This window comes from Nocardiopsis valliformis DSM 45023 (genome assembly GCF_000340985.1).
Taxonomy (GTDB): domain Bacteria; phylum Actinomycetota; class Actinomycetes; order Streptosporangiales; family Streptosporangiaceae; genus Nocardiopsis; species Nocardiopsis exhalans.
On record NZ_ANAZ01000004.1, the window covers coordinates 314,457 to 331,143 of the forward strand.

General features: G+C 70.7%; 15 protein-coding genes and 1 riboswitch. Of the genes, 11 read left to right on the plus strand and 4 right to left on the minus strand.

Annotated features, from left to right (window positions below; genetic code table 11):
* Positions 1-74: 74 nt before the first annotated feature.
* The 10 genes from fmt (at position 75) to D457_RS0106075 (ending at position 10,466) form a co-directional block, all read left to right on the plus strand.
* Complete coding sequence (gene fmt / locus D457_RS0106030) at positions 75-1,010, plus strand: methionyl-tRNA formyltransferase (RefSeq protein ID WP_026116382.1); 936 nt, start codon at positions 75-77, stop codon at positions 1,008-1,010.
* Positions 1,011-1,086: 76 nt separating this feature from the next.
* On the plus strand, positions 1,087-2,550 hold the full coding sequence (locus D457_RS0106035; RefSeq protein ID WP_017579747.1) for an RsmB/NOP family class I SAM-dependent RNA methyltransferase: 1,464 nt from the start codon (positions 1,087-1,089) through the stop codon (positions 2,548-2,550).
* A 394-nt stretch (positions 2,551-2,944) separates the two neighbouring features.
* Positions 2,945-3,613 (plus strand): ribulose-phosphate 3-epimerase, encoded by a 669-nt coding sequence (gene rpe / locus D457_RS0106040; protein WP_017579748.1) that lies wholly within the window; start codon positions 2,945-2,947, stop codon positions 3,611-3,613.
* 260 nt (positions 3,614-3,873) lie between these two features.
* The gene (locus tag D457_RS31965; protein ID WP_017579749.1) at positions 3,874-4,956 is read left to right on the plus strand and encodes a phosphatase PAP2 family protein; all 1,083 of its coding nucleotides are present in this window, start codon (positions 3,874-3,876) and stop codon (positions 4,954-4,956) included.
* A gap of 70 nt (positions 4,957-5,026) precedes the next feature.
* Positions 5,027-5,157, plus strand: a riboswitch (FMN riboswitch).
* A gap of 118 nt (positions 5,158-5,275) precedes the next feature.
* A complete protein-coding gene (locus tag D457_RS0106050; RefSeq protein ID WP_017579750.1) occupies positions 5,276-5,938 on the plus strand; it encodes a riboflavin synthase in 663 nt (220 codons plus the stop codon).
* Positions 5,939-6,011: 73 nt separating this feature from the next.
* The gene (locus D457_RS0106055) at positions 6,012-7,307 is read left to right on the plus strand and encodes a bifunctional 3,4-dihydroxy-2-butanone-4-phosphate synthase/GTP cyclohydrolase II (RefSeq protein WP_017579751.1); all 1,296 of its coding nucleotides are present in this window, start codon (positions 6,012-6,014) and stop codon (positions 7,305-7,307) included.
* Between the two features lie 98 nt (positions 7,308-7,405).
* A complete protein-coding gene (gene ribH, locus D457_RS0106060; protein WP_017579752.1) occupies positions 7,406-7,879 on the plus strand; it encodes a 6,7-dimethyl-8-ribityllumazine synthase in 474 nt (157 codons plus the stop codon).
* 102 nt (positions 7,880-7,981) lie between these two features.
* Entirely contained in the window at positions 7,982-8,440 is a 459-nt protein-coding gene (locus D457_RS0106065; RefSeq protein WP_017579753.1) for a PH domain-containing protein, read from the plus strand.
* Positions 8,441-8,599: 159 nt separating this feature from the next.
* Positions 8,600-9,751, plus strand: a complete 1,152-nt coding sequence (locus D457_RS0106070) for an XdhC family protein (RefSeq protein ID WP_026116383.1) — start codon at positions 8,600-8,602, stop codon at positions 9,749-9,751.
* A gap of 142 nt (positions 9,752-9,893) precedes the next feature.
* Complete coding sequence (locus D457_RS0106075; protein WP_239646030.1) at positions 9,894-10,466, plus strand: nucleotidyltransferase family protein; 573 nt, start codon at positions 9,894-9,896, stop codon at positions 10,464-10,466.
* A gap of 13 nt (positions 10,467-10,479) precedes the next feature.
* Here D457_RS0106075 and D457_RS0106080 read toward each other — a convergent pair whose 3' ends face one another.
* The 4 genes from D457_RS0106080 to D457_RS0106095 form a co-directional block, all read right to left on the minus strand.
* A complete protein-coding gene (locus tag D457_RS0106080; RefSeq protein WP_017579756.1) occupies positions 10,480-11,463 on the minus strand; it encodes an aldose 1-epimerase family protein in 984 nt (327 codons plus the stop codon).
* Between the two features lie 36 nt (positions 11,464-11,499).
* Positions 11,500-14,361: a protein kinase domain-containing protein gene (locus D457_RS0106085; protein WP_026116385.1), complete on the minus strand. Its 2,862-nt coding sequence runs from the start codon at positions 14,359-14,361 to the stop codon at positions 11,500-11,502.
* 271 nt (positions 14,362-14,632) lie between these two features.
* Positions 14,633-14,890, minus strand: coding sequence for a DUF2470 domain-containing protein (locus D457_RS0106090; protein WP_394297032.1), 258 nt, complete (start codon positions 14,888-14,890; stop codon positions 14,633-14,635).
* Positions 14,891-15,263: 373 nt separating this feature from the next.
* Positions 15,264-15,806: a YceI family protein gene (locus D457_RS0106095; protein WP_017579758.1), complete on the minus strand. Its 543-nt coding sequence runs from the start codon at positions 15,804-15,806 to the stop codon at positions 15,264-15,266.
* A gap of 169 nt (positions 15,807-15,975) precedes the next feature.
* Between D457_RS0106095 and D457_RS0106100 the strand changes: the two genes are divergently transcribed.
* Complete coding sequence (locus D457_RS0106100) at positions 15,976-16,449, plus strand: MarR family winged helix-turn-helix transcriptional regulator (RefSeq protein ID WP_017579759.1); 474 nt, start codon at positions 15,976-15,978, stop codon at positions 16,447-16,449.
* Positions 16,450-16,687 lie beyond the last annotated feature (238 nt).

A 16,687-nucleotide genomic window follows, 5' to 3' on the forward strand; every position in this document is an offset into this window, starting at 1 on the left:
CTCTTCCCGGCGGGGAGCCCCCGTCGGGACTGGTAGAACAGTGATCCGTAGGCGCAGCGGATGGGGGACCCGAAATGAAGCTTGTCTTTGCCGGAACACCAGAGGTGGCGGTGCCCTCGCTCCGGGCACTGATCGACTCCGAGCACGAGGTCGCAGCGGTGGTCACCCGGCCCGACGCGCGCTCCGGGCGCGGCCGCAAGGTCTCCGCTAGCCCGGTCGGCGAACTCGCCGAGAGCCAGGGCATCGAGGTCCTCAAGCCCGCCAAGGCCGGTGATCCCGAGTTCCTGGCGCGCCTCGCCGAGATCGCCCCCGACTGCTGCCCGGTGGTCGCCTACGGCGCCCTGCTGCCCCAGTCCGCGCTGGACATCCCCAAGCACGGCTGGGTCAACCTGCACTTCTCGCTGCTGCCCGCCTGGCGCGGCGCCGCCCCGGTCCAGCACGCCGTCCTGCACGGCGACGACGTCACCGGCGCCGCCACCTTCCGCATCGTCAAGGAGCTCGACGCCGGCCCGGTCTACGGCACCCTCGCCGAGACGGTCCGCCCCACCGACACCAGCGGTGAACTCCTCGAACGCCTCTCGGTGTCCGGGGCGGGCCTCCTGGTCCGCACCGTCGATGGCATCGCCTCCGGGGAGCTCAGCCCGGTCCCGCAGCCGGACGCCGACGTCTCCTACGCGGGCAAGCTCACCACCCTGGACGCCGAACTCGATTTCACCGCGCCCGCCCAGCGCGTGGACCGGGTGGCTCGCGCCTGCACGCCCGCGCCCGGCGCCTGGACCACCTTCCGCGGTATGCGCCTGAAAGTCGGCCCGGTCCGCCCGGTCACCGACGCGGACCGGCCCGATCTCGAACCCGGTGAGCTGCACGTGGACAAGAAGCGCGTCATCGTCGGCACCAGCACTCACCCCGTCGAGCTCGGCGAGGTTCAGCCGCAGGGCAAGAAGGCCATGGCCGCTGTGGACTGGGCGCGTGGCGTGCGTCCCACCGAAGTTGACCGACTGGGCCGCTGAGCTGCCGTACTCTCGGTTCTGGCGTGCGTGAGCGCGCGCCAGAACCCGTCCCCGGCTTGTTGAGGCAGAGCACACGTTGAGCGAGCAGTCCCGGTCCCAGCACCAGCGTCCCCGTAAGGGCGGCAAGCCCAGGCAGGGCGGTGGCCAGCGGTCCGGGCCGCCCCAGCCCCGCGACCCCGCCCGCCGGGTCGCCTATGACGTGTTGCGCGCGGTGGAACAGCGCGACGCCTACGCGAACCTGCTCCTGCCCTCCCTGCTCAACGAGCGCGGTATGTACGGCCGGGATGCGGCGCTGGCCACCGAGCTCACTTACGGGACCCTGCGCTGGCAAGGCACCTACGATGCGATCCTGGAGACCTGCGTCGACCGCTCGCTGTCCTCGGTGGACGCCGAGGTGCTGCCGCTGCTGCGGATGGGCTCCCACCAGTTGCTGTCCACGAACATCCCGCCGCACGCCGCGGTCAGCGAGACCGTGGACCTGGCCCGCCGGGTGGTGGGCCAGCACCGCGGCAAGTTCGTCAACGCGATCCTGCGCAAGGTTAGCGCCCGCGACCTGGACGCGTGGATCGATGTCATCGCGCCCGACCGTGAGCGCGACCCCAGCGGTTACCTGTCCGTGGTCCAGAGCCACCCGCGCTGGGTGGTCAAGGAACTGGCCCGCGCCCTGGGCGAGCGCGCCAAGGACGGCCTGGTTCGAACCGAGCAGCTGCTGATCGCGCACAACGACCGCCCCAAGGTCACCCTGGTGGCCAAGCCGGGCCGCGCCAAGGTCGCCGACCTCGAGGAGTCCGGGGCGATCCCCGGCCGCTACTCGCCCTTCGCCGCCTACCTGCCCGAGGGCGACCCGGGTGCGATCCGCGAGGTTCGCCAGAACCGGGCCGCCGTCCAGGACGAGGCCAGCCAGCTCGTCGCCCTGGCGCTGACCCGGGTGGACGCCCACGGCACTGACGGTCTCTGGCTGGACATGTGCGCCGGCCCCGGCGGCAAGGCCGGTCTGCTGGCCTCCCTCGCCGGTCAGGGTGAGGCCCGCCTGGTCGCGGCCGAACTCCAGCCGACCCGCGCGGGCCTGGTCGCGGGCGCCGTGCGCCGCGCACCTCGCGACGCCGGGCGCGCCATCGCCGCGGACGGCACCAGGCCCGCCTGGAAGCCGGGTTCCTTCGACCGGGTTCTGGCGGACGTACCGTGCACGGGCCTGGGCGCCCTGCGCCGCCGCCCCGAGTCCCGCTGGCGTCGCGGCCCGGAGAACGTCACCGCGCTCGCCCCGCTCCAGCACGAACTGCTCACCAACGCGGTCGAGGCGGCGCGCCCCGGTGGCGTGGTCGCCTACGTGACCTGCTCGCCGCACCTGGACGAGACCGACGTGATCGTGCGGAAGGTCCTGGACGAGCGCGAGGACCTCGAACTCCTGCGCGCCCCCGACTACCTCGACGAGGTCCCCGACCTCGCCGCCGGTCCGGAGGGCAGGTACGTCCAGTTCTGGCCGCACGTGCACGGCACGGACGCCATGTTCCTCGCCCTGTTCCGCAAGAAGCCGGAGTAAGGGCGAACAAGAGCAGGGGTAACCGAGTCGGATCAGGCCCTGTCGGACAGCTCTGCCAACTCCGACAGGGCCTTGGTCAGTTCCCGGCTCACGTACTGTGCCCGCCGCTCGTGTTCGGGGCCCGTGTAGCCGCGGGGCCGCCTCGACCAGCATGATCAGGTACAGGTAGCTCCGGTACAGCGCGAGGCGCCCGGGCATGCCCGTCGAGGCCGGGAGTCCTGTGCTCCCGGTCGTGACAGCGCGACGCCAGCTGTCCCGAACCTGTCCCACCCAGGGGCGATTCGGACAAATGTTAATCTACGTCGTCAAGGCGAAGATGTGGAAAATCAGCCCGTCATCGTCAAACGCGACCCGTGGCACACCTGCCCAACAGGGAGCTGGATACACTGCTGACGTGGCAATTCAGATCTCTCCCAGCATCCTCAGCGCCGATTTCGCGCGCCTCGCCGACGAAGCCGCCGCTGTGCCCGGCGCGGACTGGCTGCACGTCGACGTCATGGACGGACACTTCGTCCCCAACCTCACCCTGGGCCTGCCCATCGTGGAGTCCCTCCTGAAGGCGACCCCCACGCCGCTGGACTGCCACCTGATGATCGAGGACCCCGACCGCTGGGCCCCCGCCTACGCCGAGGCGGGCGCGGGCAGCGTCACCATCCACGCCAGGGCCGCCAGCGCCCCCGTGCGCACCCTGCGCGAGATCCGCAGGCACGGTGCCCGCGCCGGGCTGGCCCTCAATCCCGCCGAGCCGGTTGAGCCCTACGAGGACCTCATCGGCGAGATGGACATGCTCCTACTCATGACCGTCGAGCCCGGCTTCGGCGGCCAGAAGTTCCTGGACCTCGTCCTGCCCAAGATCCGCAAGGCCCGCCAGCTCCTGGACAACCGGGGCGCCGCGGTCTGGCTCCAGGTGGACGGCGGGGTCAGCGACGAGACCATCGAGCGCGCCGCCGAGGCCGGGGCGGACGTCTTCGTCGCCGGTTCCGCCGTCTACGGAGCCCAGGACCCGGACAAGGCGATCGAGTCCCTGCGCGCCCAGGCCCAGCAGGTCAGCAAGCTGGCCTGACCCGTGTGCCGGCGCGGACGCCGCCCCGCGGATAACGATCCCGGCGCGGCGCACGTGTGGGCCTGGTCACAGAGGCCCCGATCGCTCTAAGCTGCCCGCGGTAGTCGTTGATTTTTCGCTTGGTCGCGGCTCCGTCTTCCCCTGCACGCGCCACAGGTGCCGGTGTCCGGGGGAGCGGCGCGGCGTGAGCGCGTAGCCAGGCGCGGACCTGTGGAGTACGCGTGAACGCTGGGAACGCTGGGAACGCCGCATATCTGGCCATGGACGCCCTTTGGGAGGCGGAGAGCTCAGCGATCCGCTGGCTGCAGGGCGGGGGCGACTGGCTGGCCTACCCCCTGGAGGCCGTCACCTTCCTGGGCTCCCAGGGCGTCATCATCGTCCTGCTCGCCGCCGTCTTCTGGAGCGTGCACGCCGGGCTCGGGGCCCGGCTGTTCGTGGCGGTCATCGCTTCGGCAGTGGTGAACAACCTGTTCAAATCAGTCTCCTACGGGCCCCGGCCCTACTGGTTCGACGCCCAGGTCACCGGCTACAGCCACCACAGCGGCTTCGGGATGCCCTCGGGGCACAGTCAGGCCGCCGTGGTGACCTACGGATATCTGGCGGCCAGGTCCGGTCGCCGATCGCTGCTCTGGGCCGCCGTCGCCGTGATCGCCCTGGTGGCCTTCTCCCGGATCTACCTGGGCGTGCACTTCTTCAGTGACGTGGTGGTCGGCCTTCTGCTCGGCGGGGCGATCCTGTGGGCGGTCCTGCGCTACGAGGACCGCGTGCTGGCCTGGTGGTGCTCCCTGGACACGGTGCGCTGGGTGTCCTACCTGCTGGCCTTCGCGCTGGTGCCCTGCCTGGCGGCCACCGCCTGGCAGTTCGGACTCCGCGGCGACTGGGCGGTCCCGGCCGCCGAGTGGATCGGCGCCACCCCGGCCGACCCGGCCGGGCACACCCTCGCCGGGCTCTACACGACCTGCGGCGCACTCCTGGGCGGGATCTGGGGCTTCACCCTGTTGCACCGGCGCGGCTGGTACAGCGCCGAGGGGACGATCACCGCGCGGGTGGCCCGCTTCGCGCTCGGGATCTCCGTGGTGGTGCTCATCCTGGTGGTGGAGCAGGTCCTCTTCCGGGACCTGACCGGCTTCACCACGGCCCCGGTGGCCTTCGCGGTCTACGGCGCCGTGGCCTTCTGGGCGACCTACGGTGCGCCGCAGATGTTCGTCCGCAGCGGCCTGGCCACCCGCCCCGAGGAGCCCGCCGAGACCGAGGACAGCGACCGGACCGCGTCTGAGGACACGCCTGGTGAAAGCCCCGAGCAGTCCACCGGGGACGGGTTCAAGGGCGCAGATCAGACATGACCCCTGTCACACCGGCTATGCGGTCAGGCTACTGAGGGGTTAAGATCATGATCGTTTAGACAACAGTCAAACGCGTGCTCCGGGGTCGGTGAAAGTCCGAACCGGCGGTGATAGTCCGCGACCCGGTCGAGTCCATCGACCGGTTGAACCGGTGGAATTCCGGTACCGACGGTTAAAGTCCGGATGGGAGGCAGTGCGCGTTGGGGCGGATCTGAGCCGTGCCAACCCTTGGCGTCGGCTTTCAGCGTCGTCCTTGTCGTGGACCCGATTTTCCACGCACCTTTTCCCCGGAGCCGTACCAGGCGAAGGGATGTAGGGCGTGTTCACCGGAATCGTGGAAGAACTCGGCAAGGTCATCTCCATCGAACCGGCCGGGGCCAACGGCGAAGCGGCACTGCTCACCGTGCACGGACCCCTGGCCAGCTCTGACGCCGCGCACGGCGACTCCATCAGCGTCAACGGTGTGTGCCTGACCGTCGTCGACCGGGGGGTGGACACCTTCACCGCCGACGTGATGAAGGAGTCCCTGGACCGCTCCTCCCTCGGCGGCCTCGTCCCCGGCTCCCCGGTGAACCTCGAACGGGCGATGCCCGCCCACAGCCGCCTGGGTGGTCACATCGTGCAGGGCCACGTCGACGGCACCGCCACACTCCTGAACCGGAATCCCGGTGACAACTGGGACGTTCTACGTTTCGGCATGTCACCGGAGTTGTCCCCGTACGTGGTGGAGAAGGGCTCCATCACCGTGGACGGCACCAGCCTCACTGTCTCCGCCGTGAGCGCCCCCGGCGCCAAGGACGAGTACTTCGAGGTCAGCCTCATCCCGGCCACCCTGGAGGCCACCACCCTGGGCGGCCTGGCGGTCGGCGCCACCGTGAACATCGAGGTGGACGTCATCGCCAAGTACGTGGAGCGCATCACCGCGGTCGCCCAGGCCCGCAGCCAGGGCCAGGCTCGCGTGCAGGACGGCACCCGCGCCTAGCGTCACCCCGCCGGCGCCTCCACCCCGGCAGCACCCACCCGGAATCACCCACGACGTACCTTCAGGAGCGGGAATGACCGTCACCGACACCACCCCGGCCGCCGACACCGAGCAGAGCGAGCAGGCCGTCGTCCTCGACCGGATCGAGGACGCCATCGCCGAGTTCGCCGCGGGCAAGGCCATCGTGGTCGTGGACGACGAGGACCGCGAGAACGAGGGCGACATCATCTTCGCCGCCGAGCTCGCCACCCCCGAGCTGCTCGCGTTCATGATCCGCTACACCTCCGGCGTGGTGTGCGTGCCCATGGAGGGCGAGGACCTGGACCGCCTCGACCTGCCGTTGATGACCGCACGCAACGAGGAGAGCCTGCGCACCGCCTACACGGTCACCGTCGATGCCCGTGCGGGTGTCAGCACCGGCATCTCGGCCGCCGACCGCGCGCACACCATCCGCCTGCTCTCCGCCGCTGAGAGCCGCCCCGTGGACTTCGTGCGCCCCGGTCACATCCTGCCGCTGCGCGCCCGCCCGGGCGGTGTCCTGGCCCGCCGCGGCCACACCGAGGCCTCGGTCGACTTCGCCCGGCTGGCCGGTCTGCGCCCCGCCGGTGTGCTCGCCGAGGTGGTCAACGACGACGGCACCATGTCCCGCCTGCCCGAGCTGCGCGAGTTCGCCGACGAGCACGGCCTCAAGCTGGTGTCGGTCGAGCAGCTGGCCGCCTACCGCGCAGCCCTCGGCCAGACCCTCACCGAGGAGGAGGCCAGCCCCGCACTGGTCACCCGCATGATCGAGACCCGCATGCCCAACGAGCACGGCGAGTGGCGCGCGGTCGGCTTCAAGGGCACCGCCGACGGCGCCGAGCACGTCGCGCTGGTCTTCGGTGACCTGACCGACGGCACCGACGTTCTGGCTCGCCTGCACTCCGAATGCCTGACCGGCGACGCGTTCGGCTCCTACCGCTGCGACTGCGGCGCCCAGCTCGACGCGGCCATGGCCGACATCGCCAAGGAGGGCCGCGGGGTCATCGTGTACATGGGCGGCCACGAGGGCCGGGGGATCGGTCTGCTGCACAAGCTGCGCGCCTACAGCCTCCAGGACCAGGGCGCGGACACCGTCGACGCCAACCTGAACCTGGGCCTGCCGGCCGACGCGCGTGAGTTCGGTGCGGGCGCGCAGATCCTCACCGACCTGGGTGTGTCCTCGGTCCGACTGCTGTCCAACAACCCGGCCAAGACCGAGGGCCTGGAGCGCCACGGCGTGCGGGTGACCGAGCGGGTGGCCATGCCCACCTTCGTCACCGACGACAACCTCGCCTACCTGCTGACCAAGCGCGACCGTATGGGCCACGACCTGGCCGGCGTCGCCAAGTAGGCGAGCTGTCAGTCGAGTCAACAGCCGTGTACGCCTCATCAAGCAGGCGTACATCTTTACCACCACGAACACCCGTCACACACGAAGAAGGGCCGGTCATGAGCGGCGCAGGACGTCCGGACGAACAGCAGGTCGACGCCTCGGGGATGTCGGTCGGCATCGTCGTCACCCGTTGGAATGAGGCCATCGTCGAGCCGATGCTCGCCAACGCGCTCAGTGTGGTGAAGGCCTCGGGGGCGGGTGAGCCCGTCGTGGTGAAGGTCGCCGGGGCGGTGGAGATCCCGGTGGTCGCCCAGGAACTGGCGCGCAAGCACGACGCGGTGATCGCCCTGGGCGCGGTCATCCGCGGCGGTACCCCGCACTTCGACTACGTGTGCCAGTCGGTCACGCACGGGCTCACCGAGGTGGCCCTGCGCGAGTCCACCCCCGTGGGCAACGGTGTGCTCACATGTGACACCCTGGAACAGGCGCGTGACCGCGCTGGCCTGCCGGGAAGCGTCGAGAACAAGGGCGCCGAGGCTGCGCTGGCCGCCCTGGACACGGCGGCGGCCCTGCGCGGGCTGCGCCGCTGACCAACCACCTTCCGGCTTCCGGTTCGCGCGCCCTGGTAGCGGGTGAGAGTCACGCCCGAGAGCGTGGGGACGGAGCAGTTGGTGCGGACGAGGGAACAACCTGTGGACGAGGCGTCGAAGAAGCCGGTCCTGCCGATGACGTGGCGGCCCCGGGCGGTACGGCTGGTGGCCTACGGCCTGGCGCTGCTGATTGTGGCGACCTTCGTGGTGCTCGCCGTGATCCTGCCCGCGGACTGGCGTCTGCTGGACCGGATCCTGGCCGTCGGGTTCGGTTTCGTGATCGCTGGCGGGCTGCACATGCTGGGCCGCCCCCGGCTGATCGCCACCGAGAAGAACGTGGTCGTGATCAACGGGATCCGCACCCACTACCTGGCCTGGCCGGAGGTCCTGGACATCAGGATGCCGGTTGGGGAGCCGTGGCCGTGCCTGGACCTGTCGGACGGCACTTCGCTGCCGGTGATGGGCATCCAGAGCACCGACGGCGAGCTCGCCCAGCGCAACCTGGCGGAGTTCCGTTCGATGCTGGCGCGCGGCGAGGGCGAGGAGCCCGAGCTTCCCTGAGCCGGCTGCCCGACGCTGGGCTTTGCCTCCCCTGTTCGTAGACGCAACCGAATTGAGCCCTCGTTTCCTGGAGGAACGGGGGCTCTTCTGTGTTGTCTTGGGCACATAGGTTGGTACCGGAGGCCAGAGCTCCTCCGGGAGTCGTGGAAGAGGTGCCGAGTGCGTGATATCCGAGCGTCCGTGTCCGAGCTGTATGCCTCGGGGGAGACCTTCGCCGTGGCCACGGTCGTCGACACCTACAAGAGCGCCCCGCGCGACGCGGGCGCGGCCATGCTGGTGAGCTCCTCCGGTGAGGTTACCGGCAGTGTCTCGGGCGGTTGCGTGGAGGGCGCGGTCTACGAGGAGGCCCTGGAGGCCATCCGTACCGGCGTCCCGGTCCGCCGCACCTACGGGGTCAGTGACGAGGACGCCTTCAGCGTCGGCCTGACCTGCGGCGGAACCCTGCACATGTTCATCGAGCCGGTCAACCGTGAGACCTACGCGCAGTTGGGCGCGGTGATCGGTGCCATCGACGAACACCAGCCGGTGGCGGTGGCCACGATCGTCTCCGACCCCTCCGACACCTCCCGTGTGGGCCGCCGCCGTATCGTGTGGCCCGGCCACGCCGAGGGCGACCTGGGCGAGGGCGGAGAGCGCCTGGCCGCCGCGCTGGACGACGACGTGCGCGGCATGCTTGCCCAGGGCAGCACCGGCCTGCTGCACTACGGTGTGGACGGCCAGCGCCGCGGCGACGAGCTGGAGGTGTTCGTCCAGTCCTTTGCCCCGGCGCCCCGGATGCTGGTGTTCGGCGCCATCGACTTCGCGGCCGCAGTGGCCGACCTCGGCACTTACCTGGGCTACCGGGTGACAGTCTGCGACGCCCGCCCGGTCTTCGCTACCCCCAAGCGCTTTCCTACGGCCGAGGAGGTCGTGGTGAAGTGGCCGCACGTGTTCCTGGACGAGATCGCGGACGAGATCGACCAGCGCACGGCGATCTGCGTGCTCACTCACGACCCCAAGTTCGACGTCCCCGTCCTCAAGCGCGCCCTGAGCACCGAGGCTGGGTACATCGGCGCGATGGGCTCCCGGCGCACCCATGAGGACCGGCTGGACCGGCTCCGTGAGGCGGGGGTGGCGGAGGAGGCCCTGGGCCGCCTGCACTCGCCGATCGGCCTCGACCTGGGCGCACGCACTCCCGAGGAGACGGCGGTGTCCATCGCGGCCGAGCTGGTGCAGAGCCGATGGGGCGGCAGCGGCCGGGCCCTGCGCGAGACCAGCGGCAGGATCCACCGTGAACTGGTTCCGGCCGGATTCGATCAGCCCGAGAAGTGAACCGAAACAAATCCAGCGTCAAAGTTCCAGTTCAGAGCCTTTCGCCTGGAATGGGGTTCCGATTCTTTCGTCCAGCCGGGCCACTCGGGAACCCCGTCCGTGACATCATCGCGTCATGAGCGCGGGGGACAAGGGAACACTGATAGCGGGCCTGCTACTGGCTGCGGGGTCGGGCAGCAGACTGGGCCGCCCCAAAGCCCTGGTCGAACTCGGCGGTGAACGCCTCGTCGACCGAGGGGTACGCACCCTCGCCGACGGCGGCTGCGCCCCCGTCCTGGTGGTCCTGGGCGCGGCGCACGCCACCGTTCCCGGAGCGCTCACCGTGCACAACCCGGACTGGGTCACCGGCATGGGTTCCTCGGTACGGGCCGGGATCGACGCCGCGCCGGACAGCGTGGACGCCCTCGTCTTCGCCCTCGTCGACCAGCCGCTGGTCACCTCCGAGGCGGTCCGCCGCCTGATGGAAGCCTACGAACAGGGCGCCCGCGCCGCGGTGGCCACCTACAACGGCAACCCCCGCAACCCGGTTCTGCTGGGCCGCGAACACTGGTCCACGGTCCACTCCATGGCCGAGGGGGACGTCGGCGCACGGCCCTTCCTGCGCGCCTACTCCCACCTGCTCACCACCGTGGCCTGCGACGACATCGCCAGTCCCGAGGACATCGACACCGAAGAGGACCTGACCCGCCTCAGCGCGCTGCTGAACAACGCCTAGAGAGCCCGACGGGTCAGCCCAGCTGCTCGGCGAGGATCCCGAAGGTCCGCTCGACGTTCTCGCCCGGGCCCAGCACGATCAGGTCCCTGCCGCTGTTGAGGGCGTCGGGCGGGCAGGTCATGGGTTCGACCGCGAGGTTGGCCCGGTGTAGTTCACCGCCGAGGGTGTCGGAGCTGAACAGCTGGAGCCAGGAGAAGCCCGGCCCCGACCACAGTGCCACCCGGTGCTCGGGACCGCTCAGCCGAACCCAGGCACGGTCCTCGCCGTCCCGGTCCAGATCGGTGAAGGCGGTGTCCAGCACCGTCGTGCCCAGTGCACGGCCCGGCGCGCGGAGGTTGAACCCACCCCCGGCCACCGGTACCGGGTCACCTTCGGGGATCATCCTGGAGTCCGTGGGCTGGTAGCTGCCGATTCCGGCTTCCACGTGCGCCTCGCCGCGCTCGGCCAGGTCTCGAAGCGGGGTGCCGAGGGTCAGGTAAGGATGGAAGCCGAGCCCGAAGGGGGCGTGCGAGGTTCCGGTGTTGCGTGCGGAGGTGGTGACGGTCAGCCCCGCACCGCTCAGCCGGTAGGTGATGGTCAGCTCCAACGGGAACGGGTACCCCGAGGTGCCGGGGAAGTCCAGCCGCAGGGTCACGGCCTCCTCGGACTCCTCGACCGGGGTCCACTCCACGCCGTCGACCAGCCCGTGAATGGCTGATCCGGTGGCCGGATCATTGACGTCCAGCCGGTACTCGGTGCCCTGGAAGGTGTAGCGGCCCGAGGCGACCCGGTTGGGCCAGGGAGCCAGTACCTGACCCTGACCGGCCAGCGGGCCCTCCGGTCGGGTGTACGGCCAGACCAGGTCCCGTTCCCGCCAGGTGAGCGCCTGCAGTCCGGCTCCGACCCGGTCGACGCGCGCTCCGTACTCACCGGCGCGCAGTTCGAACACCTCGCCCACCTGTTCACCCTTCCCGTCATGCCGCTCCCGGTCCGGCAAGCCGCCGAACCGGGAGATCATAGCGCGCCCGGCACCTCACGAGCCCGCTGAAAACTCTCAGCCCAGCAGCCCGTCCAAGGGGATGAGCACACCGGACCCCAGCGCCAGCAGCCCCGTGGAGAACAGCACCACGAGCATCAGCAGCGAACCCGCCACCGCCAGGCGGAAGGCGCCCAGACGGCGCCGGGCCTTGACCGTGGACTTGGCCGCGGTGCGCCCCAGCACCACCAGCGCCACCGACAGCAGTACCGGGAACCACCAGGAGGCGCCGATCCCGCCGGGCAGCAGCCCGGTCAGCGCGGCGGCGCCGTCCGCCAGCGGGTTGCCGCTGAAGTCGATCAGGCCCGTGTAGGTGTCGGTCACGAAAGCGCTCTCGGGGAAGAAACCCTCCTCGGGACGCAGCGCCCGGCCCAGACCGTCCACCATGCCCAGCAGAGCGGCCGGGTAGGCGAAGCGGCGGCACTTGCCCGCCTTCATCGCGCGCTGGATCTGACCCATGGTCTTCTGGACCCGGCGTTCGGCCTTGTCCTGCCTGCGCTTCTCCTTGGCGGTGGCGGGTTCCTGCGGGCGGGTGGGGTCACCGGCCACCCTCTGCCCGCCGGGCCCGACCTGCCCTCCGGGAACCGCCCGGTGGTCCGGGCGCGTGGTCGCGGCCTCCGCCCGCCGCTGCTTGGCCGTGGCCACCTTCTCCTGGGTGCTCTCCCAGCGTGCGCGCGCCGAACCGGCCAGCGACGCCCAACGGTCCCGGCGGCGCTCCCGGCCGTCGGCCCGCTCCCGCTCGGCGATCGCGCCGCCGACCCGGTCGGCCTCGGGCAGCAATAGCAGGGCGGTGAGCATCGCGCTGCGGCTGGCCAGCTGGTCACCGCCGTCACGCAGGGCGGTCTTGCGCTGCTCTAGCCACCACGGCGCGTTCGGTGCGGCACTGCGCTGGCTGGGGTGCCAGGACTGGCGGCGCAGCAGCGACCGGTGCTGGGAAGCGGTCTCGGGGACCAGCACCAGCTCCACGGCCCGGGCCCAGGCGGAGTTCATCTCGTGGGCCGCGGGGCGCTGAGGGGCGTCCGTGTTCCCGGTTCCTCCGGCCCCCGAACCCACCACCCGGTCCAGGGTCTCCTCCACCCGGCGCATCAGCAGCGGAACCTCGTGCTGGACCCGCTCCAGCAGCACGCACCGCCCCGAACCCCCCGAACGGCAGCCGGGGTGCGGGCACCAGTGCTGCGATCCCAGGCCGACCACGCCCGACTCCACGGCCTCGCGCACCACCGCGTGGCGGCTGGCCTCACCGGTGGCCAGGCTCAGGAGACCGTCGGCGCTGATCTCGTGACCGCGAAAACGCGGCGGCATACCCGGCACATAGCGGGCAGCCAGCGCGCTGATCGCCACGTGCGCGAGGTCGGGCCGGGCATCCAGACCGGTCAGGTAGGCGCGGTCGAAGGTGTAGTCGTTGACCTCCCGGTCCAGCCAGGTGCGCAGCTCCGACCAGTGGCTGCGCAGCCACATCGCACCGGTGTCGGAGCGGTCGAGCAGGTCGAAGGCGAGGCTGGGCGGGTCCTCGTGGAAGGCCCCGGCGAAGTTGATCGGGCGCAGCCGGCTCGCCGTGCGGATCGGCGGCCGATCACCGGCCAGCCAGGCGGCGACCTCGTCGTACCCCCAACGCGCGGAGGGCGCGAGGGTGAGCAGCCCGCGGGCGAGCAGGCGCCAGCGCTCGTCGGTGATCGCCGAGATGTCCACCTCGGTGTTGCGGGCGGTCAGCCAGTTCCCGCCCCGCTCGGGGCGGCGGCCGGTGGTGAGCTCGTGGACCATGACGCCCAGGGACCACCAGGACGCGGGGGCCTCGCGGCGGCCCTCGATCACCTCGGGGGCGGCGTAGTCCTCGGTGATGGCCTGACCGCCGTAGACCCGGCTCATGGTGGCGCGCACCGCGCCGCCGAAGTCGGTCAGCGCGACCACCGGCGGGTCCAGGGAGCGGACCAGCAGGTTCTCCGGCTTGACGTCGGTGTGGTTGTGCTGGAGTTCGCTCTGCCAGTGGTGCAGGCAGTCGGCGACGGCGCGGACCACGGCCCGCGCGCGTTCGTCGTCCATGGGGGACTGGTTGATGACCTCGCGCAGGGTGCCCAGGGAGAAGTACTCCTGGGCCTCCCAGGCCAGGTCCTCGCCCCAGGAGCTGGTGGCGGTCCCGTACCCCTGAATGGCGGGGGTGTACGGCGAGGCGGTGCCCCGCGCGCGCAGGCGGTCCAGCAGCTCGCGGTTGATGTCGTGGCCGGGCCGATAGACCTTCAGGGCCAGGCGGCGCCCGGGGGAGTCGGTGGGTTCGGCGAGGTAGACCACGGCCTCGCCGCCCGCACCGATGTGGTCCAGGACCTGGTAGCGGCGGCGGAGCTCGGCGGGCACGGCGTAGTCGAGGTCGCCCGCGGGGCCGACGACCACGCGGGAGAGCAGGCGGGCCATCCAGTCCAGCAGGGGGCCGAAGAGCATCCGCCACCAGGGGGCGCGGCCCTCGGGTGAACCGGGCGCGCCGGGACCGGCGGCACCGCCGGTGGCGGTTCGGCGGGCGGGGCGGCTCGCGTCCAGCCTGGCGCTGGGGGAGGCGGGCGGCTGGACCCGGGTGCCGTCGGCGCCGTTCCCGGGGCGGGCGGCGTCACCGGGCAGAACGGTGGTGCGATCGCTTCCGTTCGGGTGTCCGCCTCCGGCGGGGGAACCCGGGGGGACGATACGGGTGGGCGCCTCGTCGGGGCGGGGCTGCTGAGGCTGGGGCGGTCCTCCCGGCCCCGGGTGTGGCTCCGGTGGTGGGGATGCCCCCGGTCGGAACACGCGCGTGACCCAGCGCGTGGCACCCACCGCCGGATTGATGCGCGTGGTGGGTGGAGTGGGGTCGATCCGTTGGGTCGGTGCGTTCTCGTCACCGGGGTCTGGCGTGACCATCGAGGCCGGGGCCATCCTTCGGATAGGCGGTCGGTTGCGGATGTCCGGGGGGATTCCGTGGGAAGGCGGACCCTTCCAGACTAGGTCTTGCGCGCGCCCGATCGGAGTGGTGTGACCACCCCGGTTCGGGCGTGCGGACCGCTTTCCCCCGTACCTGCTTGGACTCCACCGGGACCGCCCGGGTTCCGGTTTTCGTGACTCTTCGTCACAGGTTCCGTGCATTGGTGCCGGACAGTGGCTGCTCCGCCGCGAACACGGGGCACGGGAGGGATCAGTGCTGGCCGCGGGGGGTGATCCCGAGTTTGGCGCAGGCGTCTTGGTACATGCGCACGACCTCTGCGCGGATCTGGGCGCGCTCGGTCAGCGGCTCGGCCCAGGGGATGCGCACCTGGTGTTCGGTGCCGTCCACGGTGACCGCGTAGTCGCCGCCCTGGCCGTCCAGGCCGGTCATCCGGGCGGCGGTGGCGTCGGGCTGCCCGCCCAGGGCGCGGCAGATGAGCAGGGTGTCCTCGGGGTGGTCGCCGTTCATGTGGGCGGTGACGGCGGTGACGACCTCGGGGGCGAAGGGGTTCGGCTGCACGGTGGGGCTCTCCTGCGGTTACTGGCGCACGGTCGCGTGACGCTCGGCGGTGGCGCACGCGTGCCCGGCACGGTTCGGGCTCGGAAAAACGTCACGGGGGAGGGTCGCGTGGACCCTCCCCCGTGACGATATCCGAGGCCTCAGCGAGTTTCTGACGGGGTGTCGTTAAAACCTGGCGCCGTCAGAACTCGGGGCGGTGGTCGTTACCCCGGTCGGCCACGCTCGGACACCGTCCCTTCCCGAGGTCCTCCCCAGGTCCTCGGAAAGCGCCCCGGCCGGACGGCGGCAGAGAAGCCGGGCCGGGACGTTGTACCGCTGCGGCCTAGGCCTCGCGGGTGAATTCGGCGTCGATCTCGATGGTGATCTTGTCGCCGACGACCACGCCGCCGCCGTCCATCGGCATCTCGATGTCGACGCCGAACTTCTTGCGGCTGATGGTGGTGGAGGCGGCGAACCCGGCGCGGTCCAGACCGTAGGGGTCGACGGTGGAGCCGTTGAACTCCAGGGAGAGCTCGACCGGGTGGGTGTTCTTCTTGATGGTCAGCTCGCCCTTGAGGACGAAGTCCTCGCCCTTGGCCTCGAGGCCGGTGGAGCGGAAGGTGAACTCGGGGTGGTTGTCGGTCTCGAAGAAGTCCGCCGACCGGATGTGGCCGTCACGGTCGCTGTTGTCCGTGTTGATGGAACCGGCGTCGATGGTGGCTTCGACGGAGGCCTTGGTGGGGTCCTCGGGCACGGTCAGCGTGGCGTCGAATTTCTCGAAACGACCGCGGACCTTGCTCACCATCATGTGGCGGACGGAGAACCCGACCACGCTGTGGGCGGCGTCGATCTTCCAGGTGCCGGGCTTGAGTTCCTGAGCGGCCATTGGTGTCTCTCCCTGTGTGTGGGTGACCCGGTTCGGGTCGACTCTCTGTCCAGATTCTCTGCCTGGAAACAAAGTAGCTTAGAAGTATCTTCCCGGGAAGGAGTCTATGTGTTGGATTCCGAGGAAGCAAGGGCCCGGGCGGACGAGCTCCCGGCGCTAGAATCAGGCCATGGAAAAGGCCTGGCTCGAACCCGACGAACAGGACGTCTGGCGCGGGTTCCTCCGGATGAACGCCTGGATCTACGACGAACTCGAACACGATCTGCGCACCCGCGACGGGCTCTCTCTCATCGAGTACGGCATCCTCGCGCACCTTTCCGAAGCCCCCGGGCAGCGCATGCGCATGCGCAACCTCGCCGAGACCGTCATCGTCTCCAAGAGCCGCCTGTCCCACCAGATCGCCCGCCTCGAACGCGACGGGAACGTGCGCAGGGAGAACTGCGAGGACGACCGGCGCGGGTTCTGGGCGATCCTCACCGACAAGGGCGCCGACACCCTGGGGCGGGCCGCCCCGGAACACGCGGCCCGGGTGCGCTCCCTGATGTTCGACCGCCTGTCCCGGGAACAGGTCGACCAGCTTCGGAAGATCGTCGACACACTCAGCGGCGATCACCCGGACCAGGGGGATCCGGTACCGGGGTAGGGGAGGCGGCAGGGAAGCAAGGAGAGACCGAACAACTCTGAACTGAGAGGTCCGGTGCAGTGAGCTCCCGGGCGTCCGCGCACTAACCCGCAGCCCGGGCCCACCTGCTCCAGGTCCGGTTCCCGGCTTTGGCCCAGGTCTGCACAGCCCCGACCCGTGTGCCTCTCTCCACCTCTGCTCGAACCGGTGTCCCTGGGGTCCCCGGTGCCCGCGGTGTTCCGAGGGCGATCCCCGAGGG

What these genes read in the sequence shown, in the direction of transcription:
- fmt (WP_026116382.1), top strand. Translation starts at nt 75, where the DNA reads ATGAAGCTTGTCTTTGCCGGAACACCAGAGGTGGCGGTGCCCTCGCTC.
- D457_RS0106100 (WP_017579759.1), top strand. Translation starts at nt 15,976, where the DNA reads ATGGAAAAGGCCTGGCTCGAACCCGACGAACAGGACGTCTGGCGCGGG.
- D457_RS31965 (WP_017579749.1), top strand. Translation starts at nt 3,874, where the DNA reads ATGGACGCCCTTTGGGAGGCGGAGAGCTCAGCGATCCGCTGGCTGCAG.
- D457_RS0106055 (WP_017579751.1), top strand. Translation starts at nt 6,012, where the DNA reads ATGACCGTCACCGACACCACCCCGGCCGCCGACACCGAGCAGAGCGAG.
- D457_RS0106095 (WP_017579758.1), bottom strand. Translation starts at nt 15,806, where the DNA reads ATGGCCGCTCAGGAACTCAAGCCCGGCACCTGGAAGATCGACGCCGCC.
- ribH (WP_017579752.1), top strand. Translation starts at nt 7,406, where the DNA reads ATGAGCGGCGCAGGACGTCCGGACGAACAGCAGGTCGACGCCTCGGGG.
- D457_RS0106085 (WP_026116385.1), bottom strand. Translation starts at nt 14,361, where the DNA reads ATGGTCACGCCAGACCCCGGTGACGAGAACGCACCGACCCAACGGATC.
- D457_RS0106090 (WP_394297032.1), bottom strand. Translation starts at nt 14,890, where the DNA reads ATGAACGGCGACCACCCCGAGGACACCCTGCTCATCTGCCGCGCCCTG.
- D457_RS0106080 (WP_017579756.1), bottom strand. Translation starts at nt 11,463, where the DNA reads ATGATCTCCCGGTTCGGCGGCTTGCCGGACCGGGAGCGGCATGACGGG.